The sequence below is a fragment of the Arthrobacter zhaoxinii genome (assembly GCF_025244925.1).
Classification (GTDB): domain Bacteria; phylum Actinomycetota; class Actinomycetes; order Actinomycetales; family Micrococcaceae; genus Arthrobacter_B; species Arthrobacter_B zhaoxinii.
Genome location: NZ_CP104275.1, coordinates 500,854 through 526,444, shown reverse-complemented (window position 1 = coordinate 526,444; position 25,591 = coordinate 500,854). Strand labels below are relative to the sequence as shown.

The following is a 25,591-nucleotide window of genomic DNA, read 5'->3' as shown; positions in this document are numbered from 1 at the left end:
GTAGTTCTCAAACAACAACCCCGTCACACCCTTCCCCGCACCGAACCACCCCGCAAGGGGTGTCACATGTGCGGTTCCGGCCTGCGCAGGAACAAACAGAAACAACCAGTCAACCCGCAGACCCTCCCCCCTTTGACAAGGAGAGCATCACGGGTGCCTGTTGCTTCAGGACCCAACAGTGTGCCAAACGACGAACCGGCCTAACCAGGACTGCAGCAGGTGTTCCAGGAACCCTCCCGAAGGAGGGAACGTACTGACCCGTGCAGCCGGCATGCCGGCGCCTATCCATTGATATTCCACCCTTGAGCACCCACCGGAGAACATATGTCTCCGATATGGGCATCTCCTGCGAAGCACACATCCGACACTGTGGAAGGACATGGTCTTCGAGGTGCTCCTTAGAAAGGAGGTGATCCAGCCGCACCTTCCGGTACGGCTACCTTGTTACGACTTAGTCCCAATCGCCGGTCCCACCTTCGACGGCTCCCTCCCACAAGGGGTTAGGCCACCGGCTTCGGGTGTTACCAACTTTCGTGACTTGACGGGCGGTGTGTACAAGGCCCGGGAACGTATTCACCGCAGCGTTGCTGATCTGCGATTACTAGCGACTCCAACTTCATGAGGTCGAGTTGCAGACCTCAATCCGAACTGAGACCGGCTTTTTGGGATTAGCTCCACCTCACAGTATCGCAACCCTTTGTACCGGCCATTGTAGCATGCGTGAAGCCCAAGACATAAGGGGCATGATGATTTGACGTCGTCCCCACCTTCCTCCGAGTTGACCCCGGCAGTCTCCTATGAGTCCCCGCCATAACGCGCTGGCAACATAGAACGAGGGTTGCGCTCGTTGCGGGACTTAACCCAACATCTCACGACACGAGCTGACGACAACCATGCACCACCTGTAAACCGGCCACAAGTGGGGGACCTGTTTCCAGGCCTTTCCGGTTCATGTCAAGCCTTGGTAAGGTTCTTCGCGTTGCATCGAATTAATCCGCATGCTCCGCCGCTTGTGCGGGCCCCCGTCAATTCCTTTGAGTTTTAGCCTTGCGGCCGTACTCCCCAGGCGGGGCACTTAATGCGTTAGCTACGGCGCGGAAAACGTGGAATGTCCCCCACACCTAGTGCCCAACGTTTACGGCATGGACTACCAGGGTATCTAATCCTGTTCGCTCCCCATGCTTTCGCTCCTCAGCGTCAGTTAATGCCCAGAGACCTGCCTTCGCCATCGGTGTTCCTCCTGATATCTGCGCATTTCACCGCTACACCAGGAATTCCAGTCTCCCCTACATCACTCTAGTCTGCCCGTACCCACTGCAGACCCGGGGTTGAGCCCCGGGCTTTCACAGCAGACGCGACAAACCGCCTACGAGCTCTTTACGCCCAATAATTCCGGATAACGCTTGCGCCCTACGTATTACCGCGGCTGCTGGCACGTAGTTAGCCGGCGCTTCTTCTGCAGGTACCGTCACTTTCGCTTCTTCCCTGCTGAAAGAGGTTTACAACCCGAAGGCATTCGTCCCTCACGCGGCGTCGCTGCATCAGGCTTCCGCCCATTGTGCAATATTCCCCACTGCTGCCTCCCGTAGGAGTCTGGGCCGTGTCTCAGTCCCAGTGTGGCCGGTCACCCTCTCAGGCCGGCTACCCGTCGTCGCCTTGGTGGGCCATTACCCCAACCAACAAGCTGATAGGCCGCGAGTCCATCCAAAACCGCATAAAGCTTTCCACGGACCGCCATGCGGTGGTCCGTTGTATCCGGTATTAGACCCGGTTTCCCAGGCTTATCCCGAAGTCAGGGGCAGGTTACTCACGTGTTACTCACCCGTTCGCCACTAATCATTCTGTGCAAGCACAGAAGTCATCGTTCGACTTGCATGTGTTAAGCACGCCGCCAGCGTTCATCCTGAGCCAGGATCAAACTCTCCGTAAATGTGTTACAGACACAGACCGGGGACCAAGGAAAATTGGTCGACCGTCCTGCACTAAATTCGAAACCGGCTAAAAAAACCGTCCCAATACCCACGGGGTGGGCGGAAACGGCCTGTTCAACCAATCAATATAAATAAATTGGTATCAATAAACTTGGCACACTATTGAGTTCTCAAACAACAGACTGCTTCCGGCACCGGCAGGCGATCCTCAAGGGGATCAAGCTCTGCGTCGCTCCGGAGCAACTTTTCTATCTTAGCCACGCTGTCCGGTGGGTGTCAAACCGGCCGTTTGCCCTTCCGGCGAACCGGTGGGAACCAAAGTTCCCGGACTCACGACTGTTGGTTGAAACCCGAGGGATCCGGCCTCCTGGATCAAAGTCCAAGATCGCGATTCCCTCGATCAGCGCGGGTATTAACTCTAGCACGACTTTCGGGGACTGCGCACACAGGTGCGGCCCGGACTCCCCCGCGGGAGTCCGGGCCGCCAACTGCACCTACGGCTTGGGGACTAGGTACAGCACACCCAGCGGCGGAACCGTGAGCGTGGCCGAGGCGGGCTGGCCGTTGCAGGCGCCCTCCACGGCCTGGACAACTCCCATGTTCCCGACGCCGGATCCGCCGAACTCGGCGGCGTCGGTGTTCAGCGCCTCCACCCATTCCCCGGCCCACGGCATACCCAGCCGGAAGTCCTGGCGCGGGGCGCCGGCGAAGTTCGCAATGCACACCACCGGATTGCCCTGGTGGTCCCAGCGGATGAAGGAGAGGACGTTGAGTGCGCCGTCGTTCTCATTGATCCACTGGAAGCCTGCGGGCTCGTTGTCCCGGGCGGACAGCGCCGGCGTGTTGCGGTAGATCTCGTTGAGCTGCTTCACCATGAGCTGGACACCCTTATGCTGCGGGGTGTCGGTCAGGTACCAATCCAGTCCGTACTGCTCGGACCACTCCGCTTCCTGGCCGAACTCGGTGCCCATGAAGATGAGCTGCTTGCCCGGATGAGCCCACTGGAAGGCCAGGTAGGCACGCAGGTTGGCCAACTGCTGCCACCGGTCACCGGGCATCTTGCGCAGCAGGGAGCCCTTGCCATGCACTACTTCGTCATGGCTGATCGGCAGCAGGAAGTTCTCCGTGTACGCGTAGACCAGGGAGAAGGTCAGCTGGGCGTGGTGGTACACGCGGTTGATCGGGTCTTCGGACATGTATTGGAGGGTGTCGTGCATCCAGCCCATGTTCCACTTGAGCCCGAAGCCGAGACCGCCGGAGCTGGTGGGACGGGTGACGCCGGGGAATGCGGTGGATTCCTCGGCGATCATCACGATGCCGGGCACCCGCTTGTAGGCAGTCGCGTTGACTTCCTGCAGGAAGGAGATCGCCTCGAGGTTCTCCCGACCGCCGTAGATGTTGGGGGTCCACTGGCCTTCCGGACGCGAGTAGTCCAGGTACAGCATGGACGCGACGGCATCCACGCGGAGCCCGTCGACGTGGAATTCTTCCAGCCAGTAAATCGCGTTGGCCACGAGGAAGTTCCGTACTTCACGGCGGCCGAAGTCGAAGACCAGCGTTCCCCAGTCAAGCTGCTCCCCGCGGAACGGGTCGCCGTGCTCATAGAGGGTCTGGCCGTCGAAGTTCGCCAACGCCCACGGGTCCTTCGGGAAGTGAGCCGGTACCCAGTCCAGAATGACGCCGATGCCGGCCTGGTGCAGCCGGTCCACGAGGTAGCGGAATTCGTCCGGGTGCCCGAACCGCGCGGTGGGGGCAAAGTAGGAGGTGACCTGGTAACCCCAGGACCCGCCGAACGGATGCTCGGCTACGGGCATCAGTTCCACGTGGGTGAAGCCCTGCCACTGCACGTACTCGGCCAGCTGATCCGCCATTTCGCGGTAGTTCAGGCCAAGCCGCCAGGAGCCCAGGTGGACCTCGTACACGCTCATCGGTGAATTGTGCGGATCCCGCGCGGCCCGGGTTTCCATCCATTCGGCATCGCCGAATTCGTAGGTGGACTCGACCACGCGTGAACCGGTCAGTGGAGGCACCTCGGTGCCCTTGGCCATCGGGTCGGCCTTCTCCCGCCAGACACTGTCGCTGCCCAGGATTTCGTACTTATAGCGGGCACCGGGTTCGACGCCGGGAACGAAGATTTCCCAGACGCCGGAGCTGCCGAGGGAGCGCATCGCGTTGATGATGCCGTTCCAGCCGTTGAAATCACCCTTGACGCGCACCGCGCGGGCATTGGGAGCCCAGACGGCGAAACTGACGCCGGAAATGTCGCCCAGCACCGAGTCGTAATGGTGGAGGTTGGCGCCAAGGACCGTCCACAGGTTTTCGTGCCGGCCCTCACCGATCAGGTGCAGGTCCACGTCGCCGAGGGACGGAAGGAAGCGGTACGGATCATCGAAGAGCTGGGGCTCCCCGTCGTCGTACGTCACCTCCACGCGGTAGTCCGGAACGGCGCCCGCAGTCTGAGCGGGCAGGGTGCCCACCCAGATGCCGTTGTACTCGTGCTGCAGCGGTACACGGCTCCCGGAGGTCACCGCCACGACTTCCCGCGCCAGCGGGCGCAGGGTCCGAATGGTAACGACGGTTCCGGACTCGTCCAGATGTGCGCCGAGGACCGCATGGGGCTGGTAGTAACTGCCCTCGGAAACGGCCTGCAGTACGTCCTCGGGAACGGGGATCGGATCGGTGGAGACGGGAACGTCGGGCACCTGGGGCTCTGCGGTTGCGGATGTAGACCGCGACTTGCGTGGCTTATTCACTGTGCTCTCTTCCTTGCTGCCGTCCTGGCGCGCTGCTTCGTCGGCCTTCGTCAGAATGAACCGGACGGCGGCAGCGGGCACGCTGATCCAGCGCGGACGGTTTCTCATCTCGTAGACAACTTCGTACAGCGCCTTGTCCAGCCACAGGGCCAGGAACAGGGGGTCGCTGCGGTTGATGGTGGTACCGGTTTCCTTCTCGTACCCCCGGAGGAACGCATCGGCTGCGGCAGCCGCCCACCGGCGAGCGGATTCGCTGCGCTGCCGGACGGCCTCTTCGGACTCACCCTCGCCGGCCGCGCCGTCGATCATCGCGACACCTGCGGCGTAGTCGATGGACCGCAGCATGCCGACGACGTCGCGCAGCGGCGCGTCGGGGACGCTGCGTTCGGAGGCAGGCCGCAGCGGTTCACCCTCGAAGTCAAGGACAATCCAGCCCCGGTCCGGAACGCGCAGGACCTGGCCGAGGTGGTAGTCCGCGTGAATGCGCTGCAGGTTGGGCAGTGCCTGGAGGCTGCGGACCTGCTCCAGCAGGTACTCCACAGCATCATCGAAAGGCCCGACGACGTCCCCTGCTTCCGCCCACGCCCAACGGATCCGGGAACTGAGGGACTCAAGGAACTCCGCACGTTCCGCAGCGCTGGGCGGCCGGGTGCCGAAGGCAGCCGCCAGCTGCTGGTGGATGCGGCCGGTGGCGGCACCGAGCTCCTCGGCCTCCGCGGTGAAATCCCGGCCGGCAAGCGCGGCCGAGGACGCGGTCCGCCAGGCATCTTCACTGCCCGGGAAGAATTCCCGCAGCACGGACAGGTGCCCCGTCAGCAGGTTCTCCCCGGACTCGTCCGCAGGGTCCGTCCAGGAGCCGGTTACCCAGCCGTAGGTCGCCGGTACGTCCACCGACCCTACTTCGGTCAGCCGTGCGCTGACCTCCACGTCCGGGCTCTCGCCGGCAGCCACCACGCGGTAGAACTTCACGATCAGCGGTGCCTCCGGGGCCTGCACAACCACGGAGGTGTTGGACTGTTCGCCCTTCAGGGCCTTGGTGGGCAGCGGCGCCCGGAACGGCTCCCAGTCGGCGAAGCCGTCCTGGGCAAAACCGTGCGTGTGCCCGTCCAGGGACGAAGCCTGGGACCGCATCAGCTCCAGCCACGCGGTGACGAAGACCGGGTCGGCCGTGGCGTCGTAAAGCCACCGCTCCCCCAGGTCCTCATGCTGGGCACGGCCCAGCAGCGAGGCCTCCAGCTCGGGCGCCGGGACCGTCCGGTAGCTGACCGGAACGCTGATGACGTCCCGGCGGTCTCCGGAGACGACGGCGATGAGGTGGACTTCCAGCCCGACCTCGCCGGCGGGATCCTCAAGCCGGATTCCGCCGACCCTGTCCAGCAGGACTTCGCGGCCCTTCGCAGGGAACCAGCGTTGTTCGGGCAGCCATGCGGTCAGGATTTCGGGCAGGGACGGCGTCAACAGGCTCATCTCCGTGCCGCCTCCGAGATCGGAATCACGGGAATGGCTTCGGTCTGCGGCGAGGAAGTGTCAGACTTCGCCGACCGCAGGCGCAGCCAGTAGAAGTCGTGGCTGCCCAGGGTCAGCGTCAGGGCGCCGTCTTCTCCGATGGTCGGGAAGAGGGTGCCGCCGAAAGCGTCCCGCAGTCCGCGGTTGGCGAACTCCGGCAGCTTCATGGACGCGGAGATGGGGTGCTGGGAGAGGTTGAAGATACACAGCACTGTCTCGCCCACCTCGCCCTCCGGGTTGTTGTCCGGCAGCTCGCGCACAAAGGCCAGGGCGGCTTCGGCGTCGGTCGGCACGTTGCGGTAGGAACCCAGGCCGAAGGCGGGGTGGGCGCGGCGGACCATGATCATCTGCCGGATCCAGTGCAGCAGCGAACTCGAGCTGGCGAGCTGGGCTTCCACGTTGACGTGGTTGTAGTGGTACACCAGCGACTGCACCACCGGCAGGTACAGCTTGCCGGGATCGGCGGTGGAGAAACCGGCGTTGCGGTCCGGATTCCACTGCATGGGTGTGCGGGAGGAATCACGGTCTTCCAGCCAGATGTTGTCCCCCATGCCCAGCTCATCGCCGTAGTACAGGAACGGGCTGCCCGGCAGGGCCAGCAGCATCGCGTGGATCAGCTCGATTTCCGACCGCGAATTGTCCAGCAGCGGAGCCAGCCGGCGGCGGATGCCGATGTTGGCCCGCATGCGGGAATCCGGGGCGTACCAGCCGAGCATGGCCTGGCGCTCTTCATTGGTGACCATTTCCAGCGTCAGCTCGTCATGGTTGCGCAGGAACGTGCCCCACTGGGCGCCGGCCGGGATCGCGGGCGTCTCTTCCATGGTCTGGATGATCGGCGCGGCCTTCTGGTCCCGCAGCGCGTAGAACAGGCGCGGCATGATCGGGAAGTGGAAGCACATGTGGCATTCGTCGCCGGTTTCGTCGCCGAAGTACTCCACGACTTCGTGCGGCATCTGGTTTGCCTCGGCGATGATCACGCGGCCCGGGTAGTTCTCGTCGACCATGGTGCGCAGGTCCTTGAGGAACCGGTGGGTGGCCGGCAGGTTTTCGCAGTTCGTGCCGTCCTCTTCGAAGAGGTACGGGATGGCGTCGGCCCGGAAGCCGTCGATGCCCTGGTCCAGCCAGAAGCGGACGACGTCGAAGATCGCCTCGATGACCTTGGGGTTCTCGAAGTTCAGGTCCGGCTGGTGGCTGAAGAACCGGTGCCAGAAGAACTGCCGGCGGACCGGGTCGAAGGTCCAGTTCGATTCCTCGGTGTCCACGAAGATGATCCGGGCGTCTTCATACTTCTCATCCGTGTCGGACCAGACGTAGAAGTCTCCGTAGGGGCCGTCCGGGTCGCTGCGGGACTCTTCGAACCACGGGTGCTTGTCCGAGGTGTGGTTCAGCGGAAGGTCGATGATGACGCGCAGGCCGCGGGCGTGTGCTTCGGCAACCAGGCGCTTGAAGTCGCTGATGGTGCCGAATTCGTCGAGGACATCGTAGTAGTCGGAGATGTCATAACCGCCGTCGCGCAGGGGCGACTTGAAGAACGGCGGCAGCCACAGGCAGTCGATGCCCAGCCACTGCAAATAGTCCAGCTTTTCGATCAGGCCGCTGAAGTCACCTGATCCGTCCCCGTTGGCGTCGGCGAAGCCGCGGACCAGGACCTCGTAGAAAACGGCTTTGCGGTACCAATGCGGGTCATTGGTCAAGCCGGGAGCATGCAGTTGAAACGGGTTGGGCACTAGGAGTTCCTCCGAACTGACAGGATGTGCGCGGGTTCAAAGTGGGCGTCCAGACGGACGTAGTTGTGGGCTCCCCAGCGCCAGCTCTGGCCGCTGATGAGGTCATCCACCCAGAAGGTGCCGTCTTCGTTCAGATCCTGCGGGGCGAGGTGAAGCGCATCGAGGTCGAGCGTGACAGTGGATTCGCGGGCGCTGTGGGGGTCCACGTTAACCACAATAATGAGTGTGTCCTTGCTGGACGGATCGCCGGGGCGGGTCTGTTTGTGCTTGGAGTAGACCACTGTGGACTCGTCGGTACTGGAGTGCACCGTGAGGTTTTCGAGGTCCCCCAAAGCGGGATGGTTGCGGCGGATTTCATTCAGCCGGGTGATATAGGGGGCGAGGCTGCGGCCTTCTGCTTCCGCTGCGGCGAAGTCCCGCTGCTTGTACTCGAACTTTTCGTTGTCGATGTACTCTTCGGCGCCGGGCCGGGCCACGTGCTCGAACAGCTCGTAGCCGGCGTAGACACCCCAGAGCGGGCTGCCGGTGGCAGCCAGTACGGCGCGGATCTTGAAGGCACCGGGACCGCCGAACTGCAGGAATTCGGTGAGGATGTCCGGGGTGTTGACGAAGAAGTTCGGGCGGAAGAACGCCGAGGACTCATGGGAGACCTCGGTGAAGTACTCCTCGATCTCCTCGCGGGTGTTCCGCCAGGTGAAGTAGCTGTAGGACTGCTGGAACCCTGCCTTGGCGAGGGCATGCATCATGGGCGGGCGCGTGAACGCCTCGGCCAGGAAGATGACGTCCGGGTGCTCTTCGTTGACCGTGCCGATCAACCATTCCCAGAACCGCAGCGGTTTGGTGTGCGGGTTGTCCACCCGGAAGATGCGGACGCCGTGGCTGATCCACAGGCGCACAATGCGCAGGATCTCCTGCGACAGGCCTTCATAGTCATTGTCGAAGTTCAGGGGGTAGATGTCCTGGTACTTCTTCGGCGGGTTCTCGGCGTAGGCGATGGTGCCGTCAACACGCGTGGTGAACCATTCCGGGTGGCTGGTCACCCAGGGATGGTCCGGGGAGGCCTGCAGGGCCAGGTCGATGGCGACCTCCAGGCCCAGGCCCCGGGCACTGTCGACGAACGCGTCAAAGTCCTCGAACGTCCCCAGATCGGGGTGGATGGCGTCGTGTCCGCCTTCGGCCGCCCCGATGGCCCAGGGGGAGCCGGGATCCTGCGGACCGGCGACCAGGGTGTTGTTCGGACCCTTGCGGTGCGTGGTGCCGATCGGATGGATGGGCGGCAGGTAGATGACGTCGAACTGCATGTCCGCCACGCGCTGCAGGCTCCGGGCTGCGGTCCGGAACGTTCCGGAGGTCCACTCGCGGGTGGAGGGGTTCAATTCGGCACCCTCGGAGCGCGGGAAGAATTCGTACCAGGCGCCGCGGCCGGCCAGCTCCCGCTCCACCAGGAGGGGGAAGCGGTCCGAGCTGGTGACCAGGTCGCGGATCGGATCGCGGTCCAGGATGGCCGTCACGGCTTCGGTGCCGGCGGCAGCGAGGCGTTCCTCCACCGGGAGGCCGGTGTCTGCGAGCGCTGCTGCGGCGGCGCGGAAGACCTCGGCGTCGGCTCCGCTGCGTTCGGCGGCTGCGAAGCTGAAGAGCTGGTGGCCTTCGGTGAGCATCAGTTCGACGTCGACGCCGGCGGCAATCTTCACTTCTGCGTTGTGGTGCCAGGTGGCGTAGACGTCGGCCCACCCCTCCACGGCGAAGCTCCAGTGGCCCGTCCCAACAGGACGCAGCATGCCTTCCCACCGGTCGAGTCCCAGACCCACCGGGTGCATCCGGCTGCGGGCGACGACGGCGCCCTCCGGGTCGTAGAGAACGGCACTGGCCCCTACCAGGTCATGTCCCTCGCGGAACACTGTGGCCCCGATGACGAGGTCCTCTCCGGGTACGGCTTTCGCGGGGAATCTCCCGTACTCCACTACGGGGGAAACGTTGGTGATGGGGATCCGGCCAAACCGGAGATCCTTCGAGGGCAGGTCTTCTGGTGTCAACGCGCTGGATGTGGTCACAGACTAGACGTTATCGAGAATTTGGGCAGAATGCTAAGGCAACGTACTTTTACGGAATCACCTCCGGCCGGCCACTGTTTGGCCGGGTTTTCAAGATGCCCGATATTTACTCGGGTAATTGTCCGTCATTTCCGTTTCTGAGCCGCCAAGTGCGCTAGCGTGACCGGGGTGAAGGCAATTCGTAGATTTACCGTCCGTACTGTCCTCCCCTCCAGCATTGCCCCTTTGGGCCGGCTGGCATCGAACCTCCGGTGGTCGTGGCATCAGCCCACACTTCGGTTGTTTGAGAGCCTGGATCCCGCGGCCTGGCGGGCCAGCGGCGGTGACCCGGTGAAGCTCCTGGGCACCGTAAGCCGGGAGAAGCTCGAGAGCATTGCACAGGATGAGCACCTGGTCTCGGTGATCTCCGATCTGGGCGCCGATCTGGACAGATACCTCAACGAACCACGCTGGTACCAGGGACTGGGTGAAGACGCCCCTACGTCGATTGCCTACTTCTCCCCCGAGTACGGCATCAGCGCCGTGCTGCCGCAGTACTCCGGCGGTTTGGGCATCCTCGCCGGTGACCATTTGAAAGCAGCTTCCGACCTCGGCGTACCCCTCGTGGCCGTGGGACTGCTGTACAAGGCCGGCTACTTCAAGCAGGCCCTTTCCCGCGACGGGTGGCAGCTGGAGACCTACCCCGTGCTGGACCCCAACGGCCTGCCGCTGACCCTGCTGCGCGAAGAAGACGGCACCCCCGCAAGAATCACCCTGCCGTTGCCGGACAACCGTCACCTTTCGGCGCAGATCTGGCGCGCCGACGTCGGACGCGTGCCCCTGCTGCTGCTGGACTCGGACGTCATCGGAAACGACGACGCCGCCCGCGGCATCACCGACCGCCTGTACGGAGGCGGCGGGGACCACAGGCTGCAGCAGGAACTGCTCCTGGGCATGGGCGGCGTCAAGGCCCTCCGTGTGCACCAGCGGCTCACCGGTGCCCCTGCAGCCGAGGTCTTCCACAGCAACGAGGGCCACGCCGGTTTCCTGGGTGTGGAGCGGATCCGCGAACTGATGGACCAGGGCATGACCTGGGAGGAAGCGCTGACCGTCTCCCGCGCCTCGACCGTCTTCACCACGCACACCCCGGTTCCGGCCGGCATTGACCGGTTCGAACAGACCCAGATCCGCCACTTCTTCACGGCCGGCCTCGCACAGTCGGTCCCCACCGACAAGATCCTGTCCCTCGGGGTGGAGAACTACGAGGGCGGAGACTCGACCAAATTCAACATGGCCGTGATGGGCCTGCGCCTGGCGCAGCGGGCCAACGGCGTGGCCAAGCTGCACGGGGAAGTGTCCCGGGAGATGTTCTCCGGCCTGTGGCCGGGCTTCGACAACTCCGAAGTTCCGATCACCTCCGTCACCAACGGCGTCCATGTCCCCACCTGGATCGACCCGGAGGTCACTGCCCTCGCCAGCGAAAAGTTCGGCGTCGCCACCGTGCACGACCGCGACTGGGGCAGGGCCTACGAGATTGACGACAAGGACCTCTGGGACCTGCGGAGGAAGCTGCGCAGCAACCTGGTCCAGGACGTCCGGCGCCGCGTGAAGCGCGCCTGGCGCCGGCGCGGTGCATCGGATGCCGAGCTCGCGTGGACGGAGAACGTGCTGGATCCGGACGTGCTGACCATCGGCTTTGCCCGGCGGGTGCCCACCTACAAGCGGCTGACCCTGATGCTGCGGGATCCGGACCGGCTCAAGGCACTGCTGCTGCACCCCACCCACCCCATCCAGGTGGTAGTGGCCGGCAAGTCCCATCCTGCCGACGAGCAGGGCAAGAAAATGATTCAGGACCTGGTGCGCTTCACCGACGACCCTGAGGTCCGGCACCGGATCGTGTTCCTGCCCAACTACGACATTGCGATGGCTCAGACCCTCTTCCCCGGGTGCGATGTATGGCTGAACAATCCGCTGCGTCCGCTGGAAGCCTCGGGCACCTCCGGCATGAAGTCGGCCATCAACGGCGGGCTGAACCTCTCCATCCTCGACGGATGGTGGGACGAGATGTACGACGGCAACAACGGATGGGCCATCCCCTCCGCCAACCCCACCAAGGGCACCCGGACCCGCGAGGTCTACAACGCGGACCAGCGGGACGACATTGAGGCAGCCGCACTGTACGACCTGCTGGAAAATTCCGTGGGACCGATGTTCTACGGAACGGAGCCGCCGGCCGATGCCGGAGCCGCCGGACCCTCGGATCCGCCCACTGATTCGCTGCCGCACGAGTGGCTGGAAATGGTCAAGCACACGCTGGCGGACCTGGGCCCGAATGTGTCCGCCTCGCGGATGCTCAAGGACTACGTCAACCGGCTGTATCGGCCAGCCAGCTCCTCCGGCCGGTACATGGCGGCAGACGGCTACACAGCGGCAAAGGACCTCGCCCTGTGGATCGCGAAGGTCCGGGACGGCTGGTCCACGGTGCAGGTGGAGAACGTTGATTCCGTGGGCGTTAGCGAGAACCCGCAGATCGGCGACAGCCTCACGGTCCAGGCCTACGTCTCCCTCGGCTCCCTGCGGCCGGAGGACGTCAGCGTGGAAGCTGCCTACGGCATGGTGACCGAGAACGACAAGATCAGCGAGCACCGCATCCAGGAGCTGGCCCCGGCGGAGGATCTGGGCTCCGGACGCCATCTGTTCCGCGGGACCATCCGGATTGAGCAGGCCGGACCGTTTGGCTACACCGTCCGGGTGCTGCCGACGCATTCGGGGCTGGCGTCGAAGGCTGAACTGGGGCTCGTCGTCAACGCCTGATCATGCGGTGCCTGCTGCATGTGGCGTAGCTGCGCCTCGTGCTCCAGGCCGCGCGCCGGGCGTTCCGGAACGGCGGCAACGAAAATCCCCGCTCGCAGAGCTCGCGGAGATTATTAAAGCCGCCTAACCCGGAACGTCCGGAGCAGGCTCGGGACCTCGTCACCTAATCGGCGTCCCGGGCGGCATGTTGGGCATGTATGCCGTCGTCGCCTCGCGGGAGGGATCGGGACGGGTAGGAGTGCCCGTTGCCTTGGGAGCGCCTGAATGTCGTTGCTAGGCGCGGTAGAGGCTGATGGAGTTGGCAGGGACGGTGTCCGTGTCCCCAGGGGACAGGAGACGGACCCCGTTCTCCGGAGAAGCCGTCGAGAAGACGAGTTCGTAGGATTCGCCGGGAACGGCAGTGTCCCCTAAAGCGTGGCCGGTATCGGAAGCCGCACCGAGGACAGCCGGTGCGTCCGGAAGGCGGATCTCGACGTCGGACCGGCTGCCGTTCAGGACGAGCAGTCCGTTGACGGAACCGGTGCCGGAGCCGGTCAGGACCTGCACCACGCGGTTTGCGGGATCGCCCCACTGTTCCGGAGTCATGGGCTTGCCCTCCGGATCGAACCACAGCAGGAAGGACTGCCGCCGGTCGGCCGGGAAACGGTACGGCTGGCTGGCCAGGTATTCCCGGCGCAGCCGCAGCAGCTCGCGGGTGGTGGACAGCATTTGGCGGGCGGCGTCGTCGAGGTTCCAATGCAGCCAGGAAAGCTCGGTGTCCTGGCAGTATGCGTTGTTGTTGCCGCGCTGACTCCGCCCGATTTCGTCTCCGGCCGTCAGCATCGGCACGCCGAGGGACATCGCGAGCGTGGCCATCAGGTTCCGGGCGGTCAGTGCCCGGGCAGCGTTGATCCGTTCATCATCCGTGGGTCCCTCGATGCCGTGGTTATAGCTGCGGTTTTCCCCTGAACCGTCCCGGTTTTCTTCACCGTTGGCCTCGTTGTGCTTGCGCTCAAACGCCGTCAGGTCGGAGAGCGTAAACCCGTCATGGGCGGTGATGAAGTTGATCGATGCCAGCGGCGTCCGGCCGGAGTCGGCGAACAGCTCGGCCGAACCGGCCAGGGCACCGGCGAGCCGGGCGATGGAGCCGCCTTCCCGTCCGGCGGTGTTGTCCGCCTGCCCGCGGAGCCAGAAATCCCGGGCAATGTCGCGGAAATGGTCGTTCCAGTCCGCCCAGCCCTGCGGGAACCGGCCGGTCTGCCAGCCATCGTGGCCTACATCCCACGGTTCGGAGATGAGTTTTACGTCCTGCAGGACGGCATCCGCCGCAACGGCCACGAGGAAGGGGTGCCGCGGGTCGAACCTGCCGTCGGCGTCGCGGCAGAGCGTGGGTGCCAGGTCAAAGCGGAAGCCGTCCACCTGGAATTCCTGCACCCAGTAGCGCAGGGAATCCAGGGCCATCTGGATGACCCGGGGTTCACTGAAATCCAGGGTGTTGCCGCATCCCGTTGTGTCCAGGTAGGCGCCGTCCGGACCATGACGGTAGTAGGTCTCGTCCCCCAGCCCGCGCCAGCTCAGTGCGGGCTGGTCGGCCTTCCCCTCTGCGGTGTGGTTGTAGACCACGTCCAGCAGGACTTCAATGCCGGCCTCGTGGAGGGACTTCACCATGGCTTTGACTTCGTCCTGCACCGCCTGCGCGCCGGCTTCCCGCGCGGCCCGGGTGGCGTAGCCGTTGTGCGGCGCGAAGAACGCGAGGGTGTTGTAACCCCAGTAATTGGCCAGCCCCAGGTTCTGCAGATGCAGTTCATCGGTGTGGAAATGCACTGGCAGCAGCTCCACGGCGGTGATGCCGAGGTCCCGCAGATACTGGACCATCACCGGATGGCCCATGCCGGCATAGGTTCCGCGGAGCTCTTCGGGGATCCCGGGATGCAGCATGGTCTGGCCCCGGACGTGGGCTTCGTAGATGACGGTGTCCCGCCACGGGGTATGCGGCCGGCGGGTGGTGCCCCAGTCAAAATCCGCGCCCGTGTACACCGAGAAATAGAGCGGACTGTTGTCCGGCCCCTCGACTTCTTCAACGCCCCGCCCGTAGGGGTCCAGCAGCAGCTGGAAGCCGCCCGGATCGGCGGGAAGCTCCCGGCCCCGCGGCCAGAAGCCGTAACGGCCCCCGTGCGGCAGGCCAAAGATCCGGCCGTGGTGGATGCCCAGCACGGTGTCCGTCAACGAGGCCAAGGCCCAAATACCGGGCGCCGTTTCGTAGTAAACGTCGAGGGCGGCCACCCCCGGGGCGTACACGGACACGTTGACGGCATCCGGGACGTCCGGAACACCGGGAACGGTGTGCCGGACGCCCAGGGGTAAGGGCCGCGAGTCCCGCTTTGAGGCGCTGCCCGCGGTGGTTCCGGTGATCATGTGTGCCATCCATGCCCTTTGCTGCCGGTACTGCCCTTTTGCGGCCGTTGGCTCCGGCCCGGAACTAGGCGGAGCGCTGCCGGGAGATCTCGTACAGGGTAATGCCGACGGCCATGGAAGCGTTAAGCGACTCCATGGCGGAGTCGATGGGAATGGAGACGATCTGGTCGCAGTTCTCGCGGACCAGGCGGGACAGGCCCTTGCCCTCGGATCCCACCACGATGCAGATCGGTTCCTTGGCCAGCACGATGGCCGGAAGCGAGACATCGCCGTCGCCGTCCAGGCCGAGGACAAAGATGCCCATCTTCTTGAACGTCTTCAGCGTGTTGTTCAGGTTGCCCGCACGGGCCACGGGAACGCGCACAGCTGCGCCGGCGCTGGTCTTCCAGGCGGAGGCGGTGACGCCCACTGCGCGGCGTTCCGGGACGATGACGCCGTGGGCGCTGAAGGCCGAGGCGGACCGGATGATCGCGCCGAGGTTACGCGGGTCGGTGATGCCGTCCAGCGCGACGAAGAGCGGCGCGTTGCGGACGTGGCCCTTCTTCCAGGCTTCCAGCGTCTCCGAGGCCAGATCCGTGGGATCGGCGTACTCGTACGGCGGGATCTGCAGGACCAGGCCCTGGTGCACGGCCTCGTTGGTCATGCGGTCCAGTTCGGGCTTGTGCGTTTCCATCACCGGCAGACCGCGCTCGGCCGCGATCTTCAGGGATTCACGGACACGGTCATCCATGTCGATGCGGACGGCAATGTGCAGTGCCTTGGCAGGGATGCCGGCGCGCAGCGCCTCGACCACGGAGTTGCGGCCGGTGACAACCTCTTCGGCAACCTTGCCGCGGACGTTGGTGCCGCTGCGGCCGCCGGCGCGGGCATCGCCGCGCTTGGGGTCGCCGCGTTTGGCGGCGGAGCGCTCAGCGAGCTGCTTGCTCTTGAACGCCTTGTGATAGGGGCGCTCTTCAGCCTTGGGTGTGGGGCCCTTACCCTCGAGGGCCTTGCGGCCGAGCCCGCCGGTACCGCCGCTGGGGCCCTTCTTGGCTTTGCGCATTGCGCCGGGACGTCCATTGTTGGCCATCGGTTACACCTTTACTAGAAGAAAGCATTCTCTTCCAGTTTACGCAGTCCGCGGACCGGTTGGTGGACAGTGCCGCTGGAGTCAGGCGACGCTCCACGTCACGCCGTCGGCGCCGTCCTCCACGGTGATGCCGGCGGCAGCCAGCGCGTCGCGGATGGCGTCAGCCCGGGCCCAGTCCTTTGCGGCCCGCGCGGCCTTCCGCTCGGCAAGGCGGTCCTGGACCAGCGACTCCAGCGCGGCGTCGGCGGGACCCGCCGCGGCAGCGGCGTCGGCGGTGTCATCCAGTCCCAAAACGGAGGTCATGGCCCGCACCTCGCCCAGGGCGCGTTCCACCGCCGCGCCGTCGCCGGCGGCCAGGGCAGTATTGCCGGCACGCACGGTGTCATGCAGCACGGCCAGCGCCTGCGGAACGTTCAGGTCATCGTCCATCGCTGCGGCGAAGGCATCCGGAACCGCGGCGGGCGCGGCGTCGGCCTTGGCAGCGGCCTTGGTGATAAACCCGTCAATGCGCTCGACGGCGGAAGCGGCCTCCTGCAGGGAGGTGGGCCGGTAGTCCAGCACGGACCGGTAGTGGGCCTGGCCCAGGTAGTACCGGACCACCCGGGGGCTGGCCTGCTCCAGCATTTCGGTCGGGCTGATGGTGTTACCGATGGACTTGGACATCTTCTCGCCCTCGAAGGTGACCATGCCGTTGTGCATCCAGAAGTTCGCGAACCCGTGGCCGGCTGCCTGGGACTGCGCCATCTCGTTCTCATGGTGCGGGAACCGCAGGTCCAGCCCGCCGCCGTGGATGTCGAACTCGGTGCCGAGGTATTTGGTGACCATGGCGGAGCATTCCAGGTGCCAGCCGGGACGTCCCCTGCCCCAGGGGCTGTCCCAGGACGCGGTGTCCGGCTCGCCTTCCTTGTGTCCCTTCCACAGCGCGAAGTCCCGCGGATCGCGCTTGCCGCGCGGGCCGGCGTCGGGCGCTGCCTGCATGTCGTCGATGTTCTGGCGGGTCAGCGAACCGTACTTCTGCCAGGAGCGCACGTCGAAGTACACGTCGCCGGAATCATCCAGGGCGGGATAGGCGTGCCCGCGCTCGATCAGGGCGGCGATCAGCGCGTGCATTTCCGGGATGTGCCCAGTGGCGCGCGGTTCGTAGGTAGGCCGCTGGACACCGAGGGTGTCATACGCCTTGGCGAATTCCTGCTCAAAGCGGTAGGCCAGCGCCCACCACGGCTCATCCGGCACGACGCCGGGAGCGGGTTCGGCGCCCACGGAATCGGCTGCCTTGGCCAGGATCTTGTCGTCAATATCCGTCACATTGCGCACCACAGTGACCTGCAGCCCGCGGTAACGCAGCCAGCGGGTGAGCTGGTCGAAAGCAATGGCCGAGCGGACGTGCCCTACGTGCGGCAGCCCCTGCACGGTGGCGCCGCAGTAGTAGAGGCTGGCCTTGCCTTCCACCAGGGGAACGAAGTCCCGGACCTGCGCTGTTGCCGTGTCATAGAATCTCAAGCTCACTGCTCTAGGCTAGCCGAAACGGCGGGCCCTCAGTCAGCGGCGGCCCCGGCGGGGGCTTCAGTGGCCGCGACGACGGCGGTGGCCACCGCCGCGATTCCCTCCCCGCGGCCGGTGAAGCCCAGGGAATCGGTGGTGGTGGCCGAAACGCTGACCGGTGCACCGGCGGCCGCGCTCAGGACCGCTTCGGCCTCCGCCCGGCGGGGACTGAACTTGGGCCGGTTGCCGATCAGCTGGACGGCGACGTTGCCGATCTCGAAGCCGGCCGCCCGCACAATCCGTGCCGCTTCCCGCAGCAGCACCGTCCCGGCAGCGCCGGCGTATTCCGGCCGGTCGGTGCCGAAATGGGTGCCGAGATCCCCCAGGCCGGCCGCGGAAAAGAGCGCGTCGGCGGCGGCGTGGGCCACGGGGTCGCCGTCGGAGTGGCCGGCCAGGCCGCGTTCGCCCTCCCAGTGCAGCCCGGCCACCCAGAGCTGGCGCGGGGCGTCGTCGGGCGCGAAGGCGTGGACGTCCACGCCGATTCCGGTACGGGGCAGGGCCATGTCAGTTCTCCTGGCGGTGGTGCCCGCCGGCCAGGATCGCTTCTGCGAGCACCAGGTCCAGCGGGGTGGTGATTTTCAGGGACAGCTGTGAGCCTTCAACCACGTAGACCTCGGTGCCCAGGGACTCCACCAGCATGGCGTCGTCGGTGACCGCGGCCGCAGTGTCGGCATCGAAGGAAAGGGCCGCCTCATGGGCCCGGCGCAGCAGGGCGGCGTCGAAACCCTGCGGGGTCTGAACGGCGCGCAGCCGGGAACGGTCGGGGGTCCCGGTGACAACCCGTGCGGCGGCTGCTTTCGGGGCGGGCACGGGAGCCGTGTCCTTCACCGTGTCCACCACGGGCACGGCGGGGATGACGGCGGCAGCACCGGCGGCCAGCGCGGCGGCCACGCGGTGGAAGACCTCCGGCGGGGTGAGCGCACGGGCGGCATCGTGGACCAGCACAGCGTCCAGGTCCGCGGGCAGCACCTGAAGCGCGGCCCGGACGGAGTCGGACCGGGTGGCGCCGCCGTCGACCGCCCGGACATTCCCCGGGAACCCGGCGCAGATGCTGCGCATTACGGTGTCGCCGGCCGGCACGGCAACCGCGACGGCGGCGGCGATGTCCGCGGCCCGGACGGCGCGCAGGGCATGGAGGAGCATTGGTTCACCGGCAACCGGCACCTGGGCCTTGGGCATGCCGTAGCCGAGCCGTTGACCGGATCCTCCGGCTACTACGACGACGCCGATCCGGGGCGGGCGGGAAGAGGAAGGGGACACCGTTCCACCCTAATGCCAGCGCACCGGTGCTTAAACAGCGATTGCCGGCCCCGAAGGACCGGCAATCGCAGGAAGTGACGTAGCTGCCTAGCTCGCGAGGACTTCGTCGAGCACGGCTGCGGCCTGGTCTTCATCCGTTTTCTCAGCAAGCGCCAGTTCCGAAATGAGGATCTGGCGTGCCTTGGCGAGCATTCGCTTCTCGCCGGCGGACAGCCCGCGGTCATGGTCGCGGCGCCAGAGATCGCGGACGACCTCCGCTACCTTCACGACATCACCGGACGCGAGCTTTTCCAGGTTCGCCTTGTAACGGCGCGACCAGTTAGTGGGCTCTTCAGTGAGCTCGGCGCGCAGGACGTCAAAGACGTGCTCCAGGCCTTCCTTGCCCACTACATCGCGCACCCCAACGAGGTCGACGTTCTCAGCCGGTACTTCTATGGTCAGATCACCCTGGGCCACCTTAAGCTTGAGATACATTTTCTCTTCGCCCTTGATGGTTCGCATCTTGATCTCTTCGATCTTCGCGGCACCGTGGTGAGGATAAACAACTGTTTCGCCAACCTCAAAAACCATGTGGTCTTTCCCCTTTCCCGGGGCTCAGTTTATCAGAGATGCGACACGCCGAGTAGAGTTTGCGCAGGTCAGGTACTGCATGGGCACCGTTGTAGGTAGTATTCCGCCTTTCGCGGGTAGTCGAAGCCGTTCCGTGCCGCCCCGGCAGAGCCGTCCGCAGCAGCCGTCAAATCCTGTTTTTCAGTGTTTTGCGGATAGGCTAGGCAGCAAAGATAGCCTTAGGTCGGTAGACCGCAATACTTCAGGAGTTTGTGCTGTGAGATTCACACCCAAGAACCGGGTCCGGCGCACCGCTGCGGCCGGTGTCATCGCGCTGGCCATGCTGGGCACGGCAGGCTGCAGCGCTGTGAACGAGCAGGCAACCACTATCGAGTACTCCCCGTCCGACGGAATCCTGGAGAACGTCGGCGACCTGCAGCTGCGCAACATCCTGGTGGTCAGCAACGGCTCCGGCGAACCCGGCCGGCTGATCGGCACCGTCATCAATGACGGCGCTGAGACGCAGAAGTTCACCCTTGCCGTTGGCGGCGCTTCCCTGCCCTTCGAGCTCGAGGCCGGAGACAAGGTTGTCTTCGAAGACGAGGCCGAGGCCCAGGTCTACGTCCCCGAGGTAGAGGTCGACGCAGGCACCGGCATCAATACGGAGCTGACGGTCAACGACGACACCACCACATTGAACATCCCGGTGGTCAACGGCGATCAGCCGGACTACCGCCCGTACCTGCCCGCCGAGTCGGAGTACACGCCGCGTCCGACGGAGGAACCGTCCGGCGAGACCGAGGGTCACTAACACCCTTCCGAACAGATAGAGAAGGGGCCGGCGCACTGCGCCGGCCCCTTCTGCATTTCGGGTTATGCCTCGAATTTGTAGCCCAGCCCGCGGACGGTCACCAGGTGACGCGGCGCGGAGGAATCGGCTTCAATTTTCGCCCGCAGCCGTTTGACGTGGACATCGAGCGTTTTGGTGTCCCCCACGTAGTCCGCTCCCCAGACACGCTCGATCAGCTGGCCGCGGGTCAGGACCCGGCCGGAGTTCCGCAGGAGCAGTTCCAGCAGTTCGAATTCCTTCAGCGGGAAGGGCACACTGGCGCCGTGGACCTGCACCACATGCCGGTCCACGTCCATGCGGACCGGCCCGGCCTCCAGCGCCGCGCCGGCAAAGTCGGCACCCTCCCCCCTGCGCCGCAGCACCGCCCGGACCCGCGCCAGCAGCTCGCGGGAGGAATACGGTTTGGTGACGTAGTCGTCTGCCCCGATTTCGAGCCCCACCACTTTGTCGATTTCGGCATCGCGTGCGGTCAGCATGATGACCGGGACGTCGGACCGCTGGCGGATCCGCCGGCAGACCTCCGTGCCGGAAAGCCCGGGCAGCATCAGGTCCAGCAGGATCAGGTCTGCGCCCGTCTGCTCGAAGGTTGTGACGGCATCGGTGCCGTTGTCCACTACGTCGACGTCGAATCCCTCCCGTGCCAGCAGGTAGGAGAGGGCGTCGCTGAAGGACTCCTCGTCTTCGACAATCAGGATTCTGGTCAAGCGGGAACTCCCTGTTTCGATTCGCGGATGTCTGCGGGGTCCATTTCCGGCAGCCGCACGGTGAAGGTGGATCCGTGCCCCGGGCGGGACCACAGGTCCACTTCCCCGCCGTGGTTGGCGACGACGTGTTTGACGATGCTCAGCCCCAGCCCGGTTCCGCCCGTGTGCCGGGAGCGGGCGGAGTCGATCCGGTAGAACCGTTCGAACACCCGTTCCTGTTCCTCGGGGGCGATGCCCGGACCCTGGTCGGTTACGGCCACCTGGGCCATGCCGTTGCGGGACTGCAGCCCGATTCCCACCCTGCTGCCTGCGGGTGAATAGCGGATGGCGTTGTCGATCAGGTTCCGGAAGGCTGTGGTCAGCATGGGAGCGTCGCCGTAGACCGCGGCATCCGACCTGCCGCCCAGAATCACTTCGATGTCCTTGTTCTCGGCATTCAGCCGGTTGGCTTCAACGGCGTCCTCGAGGATCCGGTTCACGTCCACGGGCTTGGCACGGTCCACGATGTCGGTGCTCTGCAGGCGGGACAGCTCGATGATGTCCTGCACCAGGGCGGTGAGGCGGGTGGATTCCCGGTGCATCCGGCCGGCGAACCGGCGGACGGCGTCCTCGTCCCCCGCGGCGTCGTGCAGCGCTTCAGAGAGCAGCGAAATGGCACCCACCGGCGTCTTCAGCTCGTGGGAGACGTTGGCGACGAAGTCATTGCGGACTTCCTCAGTGCGGGTGATCTCCGTCCGGTCATCGGCCAGGACCAGCACGTACTCCTCCCCCACCGTGGCCACCCGGACCTGCAGGATGAGGGACCCTTCACCAAGAGGGCCCCGCGGAAGCTCCAGCCGGGCCTCCTCGATGACACCGTCGCGGCGGACCCGCGCGCAGATCTCCAGCAGCCGGTCATTCACGATCGTGTGCCCGCGCACCAGGCCGAACGCGTAGGCTCCGGGACTGGCCCGGACGACGCCGTCGATGGCATCGGCAACGATGTAGGCCCGTCCGATGACGCCGAGCACCTCCGCCGCGCCCTCGGGGACCGTCGGCTCGGAGATCTCCGCCAGCTCCCGCCGCTGCCGCTGGCTGGCCGCGTACGCAAGGACGCCGAAGACACCCACCACCAGGCCGAGAACGCCGGCCAGCAAGGCCAGCAGTACAGGATTCACTCTCATAGCTTAGGCCGGTCTCCGCTCCCCGGAGCGAAACCGGTGGCTTTGGATCATTCGTTAAACTAACGTTCATCTAAGGGCACCGTGTGGTTCACTCCCGGCTGACATCCTGCAGGAGCGGCTTTCGGTGCAGGACGTACCGAAGGCCGCCGCACCGCCCCGCAGCCCGCCTACGATCCACCCGTTTTTGAGAGGACCCTTCAGTGCGCAAGGTTTTCCAGGCCGAGCTTCACCAAATCGGTGAAGAACTGACTCAGATATCCCAGCTGGTAACGGAGGCAATGCGCAAAGCGACGCTGGCCTTCGAAGGCGCCGATATCGAACTCGCGCAGGACGTGATCGCCGCCGACGCGCGGATCGACTTCCTGCAGAACGACCTCGATGAGCGCGCCATCGACGTCCTGGCCCTTCAGGGTCCCGTGGCCAGCGACCTGCGGATGATCGTGGGATCACTGCGGATGAGCGCCTCCCTCGAACGCATGGGCGACCTGGCCCGGCACATTGCCCAGCTGGCCCGCCTGCGCTATCCCGCCAATGTGGTGCCGGACAACATGGTGGAGACCTTCCGCGAAATGGCCCAGCTGGACATCCGCATCTCCGAACAGCTGTCCGAGCTGCTCGAGACCCGGAACCTGGAGATGAGCAAGGAAATTTACGCCGCCAACAGCCGGATCAACGAGCTGCATGCAGGGGTCTTCAAGTCCATTGCCTCCCCGGACTGGAACGTCCCCGCCGTCAGCACGGTGGACCTGACCCTGGCCAGCCGCTATTTCGAGCGCTTTGCGGACCACGGCGTCTCCGTCACCCGCAAGGTCAATTACCTCGTGACCGGCGAGTGGCACCCGCTGTCCGAGTCGGGCGTGTAGCCGTTCCCCCAGCGGCAAAACCTGATGCACCAAAAAGGGCGGTCCCAATCGGGACCGCCCTTTTGTGCATCAGTGGCAGCTATTACTTCTTCTTGCCCTGGCTGGCTACGGCCTTGATGGATTCGGCGGCGGCCTCGGGATCGAGGTAGGTGCCGCCGGCCTTGACCGGCTTGAGGTCTTCATCGAGTTCGTACACCAGCGGGATGCCGGTGGGGATGTTCACGGCCGCGATATCGGCGTCGCTGATGCCGTCCAGGTGCTTGACCAGCGCGCGCAGGGAGTTGCCGTGCGCGGCGATCATCACGGTCTTGCCGGTGCGGATGTCCTTGGAGATGTCCGATTCCCAGTAGGGCAGGAAACGCTCCAGCACGTCCTTGAGGCATTCGGTGCGCGGCAGTTCGTTCGAATCCAGGTCCGCGTAGCGGGGGTCGTGGGCCTGGGAAAATTCGCTGTCATCTGCCAGGGGCGGCGGCGGGGTGTCGTAGGACCGACGCCAGAGCATGAACTGCTCCTCGCCGTATTCGGCCAGGGTCTGGGCCTTGTCCTTGCCCTGCAGTGCACCGTAGTGGCGCTCGTTCAGGCGCCAGCTGCGCTTGACGTCGATCCAGATGCGGTCGGCGGCGCCCAGGGCCAGGTTGGCGGTGTTGATGGCCCGCTTCAGCCGGGAGGTGTAGAGGATGTCCGGGAGAACGTTGTTCTCAACCAGGAGCTCTCCGCCGCGGAGGGCTTCCTCACGTCCCAGGTCCGTCAGATCCACGTCCACCCAGCCCGTGAAGAGGTTCTTTTCATTCCATTCACTCTGCCCGTGGCGCAGAAGGATCAGTTTGTAGGTCATATAAGCATGGTATCGGAGAGCGTACCCGGCAGGGAGGGCAGCGGCGCTTTGGCCGGGCAGATGGGCGGGGCCCGGAAGCTGGTGAGCAGATAACGGCGGTATCCGCGGGAGTCCTCGAACTAGTGGGCAGATAACGGCGGTATCCGCGGGGGTCCTCGAACTAGTGAGCAGATAACGGCGGTATCCGCGGGAGTTTTCCATCTGGTGAGCAGATAACGGCGGTATGCGTTGGCCATAAGCCCATTACCTGCTCAGTAGATCAGTCCCGTCCGGAGAATCGTCCGAGTGGCCTGCACGGGATCCCATCCGGTGGTGCTGCTGTTTCTCCTGGGACCCCTCTGGCCACAGGCGCACCATTGCATGGGATTCCGTGTCCGCAGGCGGCGACTCGGCCCCCGCCTCCCGTGAACCGGCCCCCGCCTCCCGTGAACCGGCCCCCGTCGATGCGGGACCGACCCCCGACCCCCGGTTCCCGGCTCTCGGCCCCGGTCCCGGCCCCGGTGAACCTGCGCCTGCACCGGTGTCCATAGTGCCCCCCTCGGCACTCCGTTCCCCTCCAGGCTCCCTGCACCCCGCCCTCCGGTCCCGCCGCCGTCAGGGGCATCCACATGTGGCCGGTAACATTGGGTGGTGCAAAAACAGCTGAAACCCGTAGGAACTGCGACCAGGGGCACTACAAACCCCAACCGGCTCCGAAGGGTGGACCGCTGGCTGGCAGGACCGGCACGGTGGCGTCTGCGGCAGGCCGCCGACCCTTTGATCGTGGATCTGGGCTACGGCGCCGCCCCCACCACCGCCGTCGAACTCCATGGCCGCCTCGGCCTGGTGCGGGCAGACGTGGAAGTCATGGGAATCGAGATTGATCCGGCCCGCGTCGCGGCGGCCAAGCCCCTGGAACGTGCGGGGCTGAGCTTCCGGCAGGGCGGCTTCGAGCTGCCGGTGGACGGGCGCCGTCCAGTGATGGTCCGTGCCTTCAACGTGCTGCGCCAGTACGCGGAGGAGGACTATGCGCAGCATTGGGACATGGTCTGCTCCCGGCTGGCACCGGGAGGAATTTTCGTGGACGGCACCTGCGACGAGATCGGCCGGCGTGCCACCTGGGTGGAGCTGGATGCCTCGGGTCCGGTGTCGCTGAGCATTTCCCTGCGGTTCGGTGCGTTCGAGCGCCCCTCCGATGTTGCCGAACGGCTGCCCAAAGCCCTGATCCACCGCAACGTCCCCGGCGAGCGGGTCCACGCCTTCCTGCAGGCAATGGACCGGGCGTGGGAGGAAGCTGCACCGATGGCCTCGTACGGCATCCGGCACCGCTGGCTCGCGATGTGCAGCGCGTTGAAGGCCGGCGGCGTGCCGCTGCTGACGGGGCCGTCGCGCTGGCGGCTGGGCGAAATCACCGTGGCCTGGGACGCCGTCCGCCCTTCCTAGCCACGCCTGCCGTGCGAGCCGGCGGGGGCTTGCCGGTGGCGAACGGGTCGGCGCCCAGGGCGTCGACACCGAACGGGTTCGCCGGCGGGCAGGTTCGCCACCGCACAGGCCGGACGCACCTGCGACGAACGGGTTCGCCGGCGGGCCGGTTCGCCACCGGACAGGCCGGACGCGCCTGC

General features: G+C 65.4%; 16 protein-coding genes and 1 rRNA gene. 4 read left to right on the top strand and 13 right to left on the bottom strand.

Going from position 1 to position 25,591, the window contains the following annotated elements; translation table 11 throughout:
- Window positions 1–402: 402 nt before the first annotated feature.
- The 4 genes from N2K95_RS02495 to N2K95_RS02480 form a co-directional block, all read right to left on the bottom strand.
- A 16S ribosomal RNA gene (locus N2K95_RS02495) occupies window positions 403–1,930 on the bottom strand.
- Window positions 1,931–2,425: 495 nt separating this feature from the next.
- A complete protein-coding gene (gene glgB, locus N2K95_RS02490) occupies window positions 2,426–6,151 on the bottom strand; it encodes a 1,4-alpha-glucan branching protein GlgB (protein ID WP_260652767.1) in 3,726 nt (1,241 codons plus the stop codon).
- A complete protein-coding gene (gene treS, locus N2K95_RS02485) occupies window positions 6,148–7,917 on the bottom strand; it encodes a maltose alpha-D-glucosyltransferase (protein ID WP_255793569.1) in 1,770 nt (589 codons plus the stop codon). Before treS ends, glgB begins: the two co-directional genes overlap by 4 nt.
- Entirely contained in the window at window positions 7,917–9,968 is a 2,052-nt protein-coding gene (locus N2K95_RS02480) for an alpha-1,4-glucan--maltose-1-phosphate maltosyltransferase (protein ID WP_255793570.1), read from the bottom strand. The genes treS and N2K95_RS02480 overlap by 1 nt, the downstream gene beginning before the upstream one ends.
- Before the next feature lie 168 nt (window positions 9,969–10,136).
- On the opposite strand from N2K95_RS02480, the gene glgP reads away from it, so the two are divergent.
- Window positions 10,137–12,761, top strand: coding sequence for an alpha-glucan family phosphorylase (glgP, locus tag N2K95_RS02475; RefSeq protein WP_260652766.1), 2,625 nt, complete (start codon window positions 10,137–10,139; stop codon window positions 12,759–12,761).
- Between the two features lie 273 nt (window positions 12,762–13,034).
- On the opposite strand, the gene glgX is transcribed toward glgP, so the two are convergent.
- The 6 genes from glgX to N2K95_RS02445 all read right to left on the bottom strand — a co-directional run bounded on the left by glgX (window position 13,035) and on the right by N2K95_RS02445 (window position 19,596).
- Complete coding sequence (gene glgX, locus N2K95_RS02470) at window positions 13,035–15,155, bottom strand: glycogen debranching protein GlgX (RefSeq protein WP_407080132.1); 2,121 nt, start codon at window positions 15,153–15,155, stop codon at window positions 13,035–13,037.
- A 64-nt stretch (window positions 15,156–15,219) separates the two neighbouring features.
- The gene (rlmB, locus tag N2K95_RS02465) at window positions 15,220–16,224 is read right to left on the bottom strand and encodes a 23S rRNA (guanosine(2251)-2'-O)-methyltransferase RlmB (protein ID WP_255793573.1); all 1,005 of its coding nucleotides are present in this window, start codon (window positions 16,222–16,224) and stop codon (window positions 15,220–15,222) included.
- Window positions 16,225–16,305: 81 nt separating this feature from the next.
- Window positions 16,306–17,730 (bottom strand): cysteine--tRNA ligase, encoded by a 1,425-nt coding sequence (gene cysS, locus N2K95_RS02460; protein WP_260652764.1) that lies wholly within the window; start codon window positions 17,728–17,730, stop codon window positions 16,306–16,308.
- Window positions 17,731–17,759: 29 nt separating this feature from the next.
- On the bottom strand, window positions 17,760–18,269 hold the full coding sequence (gene ispF / locus N2K95_RS02455; protein WP_260652763.1) for a 2-C-methyl-D-erythritol 2,4-cyclodiphosphate synthase: 510 nt from the start codon (window positions 18,267–18,269) through the stop codon (window positions 17,760–17,762).
- A 1-nt stretch (window position 18,270) separates the two neighbouring features.
- Window positions 18,271–19,026, bottom strand: coding sequence for a 2-C-methyl-D-erythritol 4-phosphate cytidylyltransferase (gene ispD, locus N2K95_RS02450; protein ID WP_260652762.1), 756 nt, complete (start codon window positions 19,024–19,026; stop codon window positions 18,271–18,273).
- A gap of 87 nt (window positions 19,027–19,113) precedes the next feature.
- Complete coding sequence (locus N2K95_RS02445) at window positions 19,114–19,596, bottom strand: CarD family transcriptional regulator (RefSeq protein WP_066300159.1); 483 nt, start codon at window positions 19,594–19,596, stop codon at window positions 19,114–19,116.
- 256 nt (window positions 19,597–19,852) lie between these two features.
- Between N2K95_RS02445 and N2K95_RS02440 the strand changes: the two genes are divergently transcribed.
- Window positions 19,853–20,386, top strand: coding sequence for a hypothetical protein (locus N2K95_RS02440; RefSeq protein ID WP_260652761.1), 534 nt, complete (start codon window positions 19,853–19,855; stop codon window positions 20,384–20,386).
- Between the two features lie 62 nt (window positions 20,387–20,448).
- Here N2K95_RS02440 and N2K95_RS02435 read toward each other — a convergent pair whose 3' ends face one another.
- Together N2K95_RS02435 and N2K95_RS02430 are read right to left on the bottom strand one after the other, a co-directional pair.
- Window positions 20,449–21,129: a response regulator transcription factor gene (locus N2K95_RS02435; protein WP_255793578.1), complete on the bottom strand. Its 681-nt coding sequence runs from the start codon at window positions 21,127–21,129 to the stop codon at window positions 20,449–20,451.
- A complete protein-coding gene (locus N2K95_RS02430) occupies window positions 21,126–22,286 on the bottom strand; it encodes a sensor histidine kinase (protein ID WP_260652760.1) in 1,161 nt (386 codons plus the stop codon). The genes N2K95_RS02435 and N2K95_RS02430 overlap by 4 nt, the downstream gene beginning before the upstream one ends.
- A 206-nt stretch (window positions 22,287–22,492) precedes the next feature.
- Here N2K95_RS02430 and phoU point away from each other — a divergent pair, with 206 nt between their 5' ends.
- Window positions 22,493–23,155 carry a phosphate signaling complex protein PhoU gene (gene phoU, locus N2K95_RS02425; protein WP_260652759.1) on the top strand — a complete coding sequence of 221 codons (663 nt, stop codon included), beginning with the start codon at window positions 22,493–22,495 and terminating at the stop codon, window positions 23,153–23,155.
- 82 nt (window positions 23,156–23,237) lie between these two features.
- Here the strand turns inward: phoU and N2K95_RS02420 are convergent, their stop codons facing one another.
- On the bottom strand, window positions 23,238–23,990 hold the full coding sequence (locus N2K95_RS02420) for a phosphoglyceromutase (RefSeq protein WP_260652758.1): 753 nt from the start codon (window positions 23,988–23,990) through the stop codon (window positions 23,238–23,240).
- 627 nt (window positions 23,991–24,617) lie between these two features.
- Here N2K95_RS02420 and N2K95_RS02415 point away from each other — a divergent pair.
- Window positions 24,618–25,412 carry a methyltransferase domain-containing protein gene (locus tag N2K95_RS02415; protein WP_407080109.1) on the top strand — a complete coding sequence of 265 codons (795 nt, stop codon included), beginning with the start codon at window positions 24,618–24,620 and terminating at the stop codon, window positions 25,410–25,412.
- The last annotated feature ends 179 nt before the right edge of the window (window positions 25,413–25,591 follow it).